Origin of the sequence: Rhizobium sp. BR 250 (assembly GCF_047445855.1) — a bacterium.
Lineage (GTDB): Bacteria > Pseudomonadota > Alphaproteobacteria > Rhizobiales > Rhizobiaceae > Agrobacterium > Agrobacterium tumefaciens_I.
Genome location: NZ_JARWKW010000018.1, coordinates 47,466 through 55,020, shown reverse-complemented (window position 1 = coordinate 55,020; position 7,555 = coordinate 47,466). Strand labels below are relative to the sequence as shown.

Here is a 7,555-nt window from a genome sequence, read left to right as displayed (position 1 = left end):
CTCCATCACGACGATCGAAGCGCCTTGCCCGGCCATAAATCTTCGAAAATGCTGCCGGGGTAGCTTCCGCCGGAACTTCACCTCTCCGGAAAGCAAAGCTCCGTGAACCTGAAAAACGTTCTTCGCCAGATCGATCCCAATCATCGTGTCGTATGTCATGCTGCCATCCTTCCACCCGTTGGATTTAACCCGACCATCCTCTGACAGAACGTGCCGGGTGGGTAGAGCGGCAACCACGCCATCTATTCAGATACTCCTCGAACATCGCGCCATCGCCGATCTGTCGTCCGGAGGCGGGAAGCCATTCAGCGTAAAGCCATCGATAAGCCCGGTGCATATCCGCATAGGGGCCTTTGTGACGCAGCACGGCATATTCGCCGCCTGCGATGGGTTGCCGCTGCAACGGCTCGCTCTCCATCGGTGTCACAACACCGGTGACGCAGGCAATGGAACGAAGGTCGTCGGCAGGCACAATATCGGGATCGTCGAAATAAACCCCGATCATGCGCATGTCCGGTCCGGCCAGTCCACGCGCATACAGCGTCCCGAACAGGGTTTCGAACGCCTTGCTGATCAGCATGTAGGAGCCGCGATGCGGAACCCCGGTCAGCGTCATGGGAGAAACGGTTTTCACAGCAATATCAAACATATCGGTCGCCTTTTCCAAAGGAACTGCGTTGAACAGACTGTGGCTCCCCTCTTTCCGGTAACGCGCCGGCGGCATGCCGTAGGCCGTTTTGAAAATGCGGTTGAAGGACTGGAGGTTCGGGTAGCCCGATCGTTTTGCAATGTCGCCGATGGCTAGATCGCCGCGGACGATCTCGCCCGCCGCGCGGTGCAACCGCAGCCTCTTGACAGTCATGGCCGCCGTTTCGCCATGGATTGCCCGATAAATTCTGTGCCAGTGATAGCTTGACATGCAGGCGATTTCCGCCAGCCGGCCCATATCCAGTTCCTCGTCAAGATGGTCGTGAATATAGGCTGAAACCCGCCTCAGACGCGTTTCATAGATTGCCCAAGCCGTGTCACCGTTCATATCGAGCCTCTTTGCAAATCCGATGGCCAATAGAACCATAACTCGATTTGACAAATCCTGCTCAGTTGGGTGCCCGGCAAACGAGGCCGGCAGCCGACAGTCCTCACCTTATTGGTGAAAACGGAAGTGGTTGGCCCGGAAAACCGGACCAACCCTGTGGTTTTAGGATCAGGCCGCCAGTGCCGCGGCCACCGCTTCGATGGCCTCCTGCGCCTTGGCGCCATCCGGGCCACCGGCCTGTGCCATGTCAGGGCGACCGCCGCCGCCCTTGCCGCCAAGTGCGGCGGAAGCAGTACGAACAATGTCCACGGCGCTGAAGCGCGCGGTCAGGTCTTCGGTCACGGCCGCAACAGCGCTTGCCTTGCCGTCTTCGGAAACCGCGATCAGCAGCACGACGCCGGAGCCGAGGTTGGCCTTGGCTTCATCAGCGAGACCCTTGAGGTCCTTGGCATCGATGCCGGACATGGACTTCGCCAGGAAATTGACGCCGGCCACCTGCTTGACGTCGCTTGCGCCGGCATCGGCAGAACCGCCGCCCATGGCGAGTTTCCGACGCGCATCGGCAAGTTCACGCTCCAGCTTCTTACGCTCGTCCAGCAGCCCTTCGACGCGCGAGAGAACGTCGCCCGGCTGTACCTTCAGCGACGACGCAAGCGCCTTCACCCGCTCATCCTGTTCGGAAAGATAGGCAAGCGCACCCTGACCGGTGACCGCTTCGAGACGACGCACGCCGGCACCAACGGCGCTTTCGCCGAGAATGCGGATGAGGCCAATCTGGCCGGTGGCGCCCACATGGGTGCCGCCGCAAAGCTCGACTGAATAGGGACGGTTGGCTTTTGCGCCATGCAGGCCGGTGCCCATGGAGACAACACGAACCTCATCGCCGTATTTTTCACCAAACAGCGCCATGGCGCCTTCGGCAATGGCGTCGTCAACGCTCATCAGGCGGGTGACGACCGGCGAGTTCTGCAGCACGATTTCGTTGGCCATCTCTTCGACAACCTTCAGCTCCTCGGCCGACATCGGCTTCGGATGCGAAACGTCGAAACGCAGGCGCTCGGGCGCAACCAGCGAACCCTTCTGGGCCACATGGGTGCCGAGCACTTCGCGCAGCGCCTCGTGCAGAAGGTGAGTGGCGGAGTGGTTGGCACGCAGACGCGAGCGGCGGTCGTGATCGACCGTCAGCTGAACGGCATCGCCCACTTTCAGGCCGCCCTTGGAGACGGTGCCCATATGCACGAACAGGCCTTCGCCCCTCTTCTGGGTATCGGAAACGGCAAAGGCGCCGTTGTCGCCGGAGATCACACCGGTATCGCCCATCTGGCCGCCGGACTCGCCGTAGAACGGCGTCTGGTTGACGACGACCTGCACGGTCTCGCCATCGGCAGCGCTCTCGACAGCCTTGCCGTCCTTGACGATCGCCAGGACGACGCCTTCGGCGGTTTCGGTGTCGTAACCGAGGAACTCGGTCGCGCCGAGCTTTTCCTTGAGCTCGAACCAGATTGTCTCGGTCGCCTTGTCGCCGGAGCCGGCCCAATGCGAGCGGGCTTCCGCCTTCTGGCGCTCCATGGCATCAGTGAAACCGGAAATATCGACGCCGATTTCGCGGGCGCGCAGCGCATCCTGCGTCAGGTCGAGCGGGAAACCATAGGTATCGTAAAGCTTGAAGGCGGTTTCGCCATCCAGCATATCGCCCTTGTGCAGGGTCGAGGTAGCGTCGGAGAGCAGCGACAGGCCGCGTTCCAGCGTCTTGCGGAAACGGGTTTCCTCAAGCTTCAGCGTCTCGGAAATCAGCGCTTCGGCGCGCACGAGTTCCGGATAGGCGCGGCCCATCTGCTGCACCAGTGCCGGAAGCAGCTTGTAGATCAGCGGCTCGCGCGCGCCGAGAAGCTCGGCATGGCGCATGGCGCGGCGCATGATGCGACGCAGAACGTAACCACGGCCTTCGTTTGAAGGCAGGACGCCATCGGCGATCAGGAAGGCCGACGAGCGCAGATGGTCGGCGATGACCCGGTGGCTGGCGCGCTTTTCGCCTTCGGCCGGAACGCCGGTTGCTTCGACAGAAGCGGAGATCAGCGCACGGAACAGGTCCGTGTCGTAATTGTCATGCTTGCCCTGCAGCAGCGCCGAAATACGCTCCAGACCCATGCCGGTATCGATCGACGGGCGCGGCAGGTCGATGCGCTCTTCCTTCGTCAGCTGCTCATATTGCATGAAGACGAGGTTCCAGATTTCAATGAAACGATCGCCATCCTCTTCCGGCGAACCGGGCGGGCCGCCCCAGATATGGTCGCCGTGATCGTAGAAGATTTCCGAACAGGGACCGCAGGGACCGGTATCGCCCATCGCCCAGAAATTGTCGCTGGTCGGAATGCGGATGATACGGTCGTCGGAGAAACCGGCGATCTTCTTCCAGAGGTTAAAGGCCTCGTCATCGGTATGATAGACCGTGACCAGCAGACGGTTACGGTCAATGCCGAATTCCTTGGTGATCAGGTTCCAGGCATGGGTGATCGCCTCTTCCTTGAAATAATCGCCGAAGGAAAAATTGCCGAGCATTTCGAAGAAGGTGTGGTGACGGGCGGTATAACCGACATTGTCGAGGTCGTTATGCTTGCCGCCAGCGCGCACGCATTTCTGCGCCGAAGCGGCCGTGGAATAGGGGCGGCTTTCAAGGCCGGTGAAGACGTTCTTGAACTGCACCATGCCGGCATTGGTGAACATCAGTGTCGGATCGTTGCGCGGCACCAGCGGGCTGGAAGGCACGATCTCGTGTCCGTTCTTCTTGAAGTAGTCGAGAAAGGTCGACCGAATTTCATTCACACCGCTCATGCCCACACACCGCTCACAGCTGGAGTCCATCACCGCCATCCCGAAGATGGCTATATTGCAAAATCACTGGCTTTTATCGTCCGCATCCTGCCCTGTCCAGCCATGGAGGCGAAGCAAGACATATAGGCAAGGAAAAAGGGCCGCGCGAAGAAAAATCGCACGACCCTTTTTATCCATATCAGTTCGGCAAAGTCTCCGGGCTGCGATACCTGGACCTTCGCGGACCGTATCAGCCCTCGTCGCTGCCGTCGTCACCTTCGCCGGCGTCCGGGCCACCATTTTGCAGGAAGCGGTCGGCGATCAGACCGGCATTCTGGCGCAGCGCCAGTTCGATCTCATTGGCCGTATCCGGATTGTCGCGCAGGAAGGTCTTGGCGTTTTCACGCCCCTGCCCCAGACGCTGGCTGTTATAGGAGAACCAGGCACCGGATTTCTCGACGATACCGGCCTTCACGCCGAGATCGACCAGCTCACCGGTCTTGGAAACGCCTTCGCCATACATGATGTCGAATTCCACCTGCTTGAAGGGCGGTGCCATCTTGTTCTTGACGACCTTGACGCGCGTCTGGTTGCCGACAACCTCTTCACGCTCCTTGACGGCGCCGATACGGCGGATGTCGAGGCGCACGGAAGCGTAGAACTTGAGAGCATTACCGCCCGTCGTCGTTTCCGGCGAACCAAACATGACGCCGATCTTCATGCGGATCTGGTTGATGAAGATCACCATGCACTTGGACTTGGAGATCGAAGCGGTCAGCTTGCGCAGCGCCTGGCTCATCAGACGGGCCTGAAGACCCGGCAGGCTGTCGCCCATTTCGCCCTCGATTTCCGCCCGCGGCGTCAGTGCCGCAACGGAGTCGACCACGAGCACGTCCACCGCGCCGGAGCGCACCAGCGTATCGGTGATTTCGAGCGCCTGCTCACCCGTATCCGGCTGCGAGATCAGAAGGCCCTGCAGATCCACACCGAGCTTGCGGGCATAGACCGGATCGAGCGCATGTTCGGCGTCCACGAAGGCGCAGATGCCGCCCTTCTTCTGGGCTTCCGCAATCGTCTGCAGCGCCAGCGTCGTCTTACCCGAGCTTTCCGGGCCATAAATTTCAATGATGCGCCCCTTCGGCAGACCGCCGATGCCGAGCGCGATATCCAGGCTGAGCGAACCCGTCGAAACGGTCTCCACCTCAACCACGTTTTCATTGGAACCGAGCTTCATGATCGATCCCTTGCCGAACGACCGTTCGATCTGGGAGAGCGCCGCTTCCAGTGCCTTGCTTTTATCCACCGATTTATCCTCTACGAGACGCAAAGAATTTTGTGCCATCCGAACCACCTTTAGGTTATTGAAGCCGCACAGGCAATGAAGCAGTATGGAAACGGTATGTACTCTATTTGTTCTCATTTCGCAAGGCTGAACCAGCATATTGAAAACAAATAGCGATAAGTAGTTTGTTCTGCTTTCGTTTTTCCGTGCCCGGCCCATCGCCGCAAACCGGATGCGAGGTCAGGAAGACATCAGTTTAGGCCGAATCGTCCGGTCTTTCCATCCGCCAAAGAGGGAAACGCAAGCGTGAAGAAAATACTCGTTCTGGGCGGCGCGCATATCGACCGGCGTGGCATGATCGAGACCGAGACGGCGCCCGGCGCCAGCAATCCCGGCTCGTGGATGGAAGAGGCCGGCGGCGGCGGTTTTAACGCCGCGCGCAATCTTTCCCGCCTCGGTTTTAAGGTCCGCATCATCGCCCCGCGCGGCGGCGATGTGACAGGAGAAGCCGTGGCGGAGGCAGCAAGGCAGGCCGGGGTGGAGGACACGCCCTTCGTCTTCCTCGACCGCCGCACGCCGAGCTACACCGCCATTCTGGAGCGCGACGGCAATCTGGTCATCGCACTTGCCGACATGGACCTCTACAAGCTCTTCACCCCGCGCCGCCTGAAGGTACGCGGCGTGCGCGAGGCGATCACCGCCAGCGATATCCTGCTCTGCGACGCCAATCTGCCCGAAGACACGCTGACGGCGCTCGGCCTCATTGCCCGGGCCTGCGAAAAGCCGCTTGCGGCCATCGCCATTTCGCCCGCCAAGGCGGTGAAGCTGAAAGCGGCGCTCGGTGATATCGGCATTCTCTTCATGAACGAGGCGGAAGCCCGCGCGCTGACCGGCGAGACGGCACAGAATGTCCGTGACTGGCCGGATATTCTGCGCAAGGCCGGGCTTTCCGGTGGCGTCGTCACCCGTGGCGCCAGCGAAGTGGTGGCTTTCAACGGAACGGAAAAAGCAATCCTCCACCCGCCCCTCATCCGTGAGGTAAAGGACGTCACCGGCGCCGGTGATGCCATGGCGTCGGGTTATCTCGCCGCCATTGCCGAGGGAAAGACGATTACGGAAGCATTGAGACAGGGGGCGGCCGCGGCCGCCATCACCGTGCAATCGCCCTTCGCCACAGCCCAGGAACTATCAAAAGACAGTGTCGACGCCATGTTGGGGCTTGTTCCCCAGGCTGAAATACTGGCATGAACCCGCTTTTGAAAATTGGAACAAACTAAAATGACCCGCCCCATCTCCCCGCTCCTGCCCATCGTCTATTCTCAGGAAGTCGCCGCCGCCAAGCAGCGCGGTGCGCCGATCGTCGCGCTCGAATCGACCATCATCACCCATGGTATGCCCTATCCCGGCAATATCGAGATGGCGGAAAGCGTCGAACAGATCATTCGTGATCAGGGTGCGGTTCCGGCCACCATCGCCGTGATTCACGGCAATTTGCATATCGGCCTTGAGAAAGACCAGCTCGAGGCGCTTGCGCAGACCACCGACGCCATGAAGGTCTCGCGCGCCGATATCGCCTTTGCAATCGCCGAGCGTCGCACCGGCGCCACCACGGTTGCCGCCACCATGATCGCCGCCGCCCGCGCCGGCATCCGCGTTTTCGCCACCGGCGGCATTGGCGGCGTGCACAAGGGCGCGGAAGAAACCTTCGATATTTCCGCAGACCTGACCGAGCTTGCCAGAACCGGCGTGATCGTCGTCTGCGCCGGCGCCAAGGCAATCCTCGATATTCCGAAGACGCTGGAAGTTCTCGAAACCAACGGCGTGCCGGTCGTCACCTTCGGGTCTGAAGAGTTCCCGGCCTTCTGGTCGCGCTCCTCCGGCCTGGCGAGCCCGCTCTCGCTGAACAGCCCGGCGGCAATCGCCAATTTCCAGGCGACCCGCGAACAGCTCGGCATCGATGGCGGCATGCTGGTGGCCAATCCCGTGCCGGAAGCCGACGAAATTCCGCGCGAGGAGATGGAAATCTACATCAACCGCGCCATCTCCCACGCCGAGCGTGATGAAGTCACCGGCAAGGCGGTCACGCCTTACCTGCTCGGCGATATCTTCCGCCTGACGGATGGGCGCAGCCTCGAGACCAATATTGCGCTGGTGCGCAACAATGCGCAGCTTGCGGCTGAAATCGCCGTGGCGCTGAACTGAGGCCATACACCCCCTCTTCGTTCCGTTCGACAGCAGAGAGTCTTCATCAAAATAGAGAGGAGCCGGGGAGCTTTTGACTTCCCGGCCGTGGGAGGTCATCGCAAACGTCCCATCCGTCATGCTCTGGCCTGTCCCGAGCATCTGCGGCGCCTCGCCCGGTGAGACGTGATTGGATCCTCGGGACGAGCCCGAGGATGACGTCGAGTTGCTGGAAAGACCTGTTG

Annotated in this window: 5 protein-coding genes; 2 read left to right on the top strand and 3 right to left on the bottom strand. The window is 60.7% G+C overall.

Features of this window, described 5'->3' with window-relative positions; genetic code table 11:
- Window positions 1–184: 184 nt before the first annotated feature.
- The 3 genes from QD336_RS22775 to recA form a co-directional block, all read right to left on the bottom strand.
- On the bottom strand, window positions 185–1,036 hold the full coding sequence (locus tag QD336_RS22775) for an AraC family transcriptional regulator (protein ID WP_499172251.1): 852 nt from the start codon (window positions 1,034–1,036) through the stop codon (window positions 185–187).
- A gap of 168 nt (window positions 1,037–1,204) precedes the next feature.
- A complete protein-coding gene (gene alaS, locus QD336_RS22770; RefSeq protein WP_499172250.1) occupies window positions 1,205–3,868 on the bottom strand; it encodes an alanine--tRNA ligase in 2,664 nt (887 codons plus the stop codon).
- A gap of 229 nt (window positions 3,869–4,097) precedes the next feature.
- Entirely contained in the window at window positions 4,098–5,189 is a 1,092-nt protein-coding gene (recA, locus tag QD336_RS22765; protein ID WP_269340932.1) for a recombinase RecA, read from the bottom strand.
- Window positions 5,190–5,435: 246 nt separating this feature from the next.
- On the opposite strand from recA, the gene QD336_RS22760 reads away from it, so the two are divergent.
- Together QD336_RS22760 and QD336_RS22755 are read left to right on the top strand one after the other, a co-directional pair.
- A complete protein-coding gene (locus QD336_RS22760) occupies window positions 5,436–6,377 on the top strand; it encodes a carbohydrate kinase family protein (RefSeq protein WP_269340931.1) in 942 nt (313 codons plus the stop codon).
- A gap of 30 nt (window positions 6,378–6,407) precedes the next feature.
- Window positions 6,408–7,331: a pseudouridine-5'-phosphate glycosidase gene (locus tag QD336_RS22755; RefSeq protein WP_499172248.1), complete on the top strand. Its 924-nt coding sequence runs from the start codon at window positions 6,408–6,410 to the stop codon at window positions 7,329–7,331.
- The last annotated feature ends 224 nt before the right edge of the window (window positions 7,332–7,555 follow it).

Coding starts and splice junctions, on each gene's coding strand:
- QD336_RS22775 (WP_499172251.1), bottom strand. CDS start 1,036: ATGAACGGTGACACGGCTTGGGCAATCTATGAAACGCGTCTGAGGCGG.
- alaS (WP_499172250.1), bottom strand. CDS start 3,868: ATGAGCGGTGTGAATGAAATTCGGTCGACCTTTCTCGACTACTTCAAG.
- recA (WP_269340932.1), bottom strand. CDS start 5,189: ATGGCACAAAATTCTTTGCGTCTCGTAGAGGATAAATCGGTGGATAAA.
- QD336_RS22755 (WP_499172248.1), top strand. CDS start 6,408: ATGACCCGCCCCATCTCCCCGCTCCTGCCCATCGTCTATTCTCAGGAA.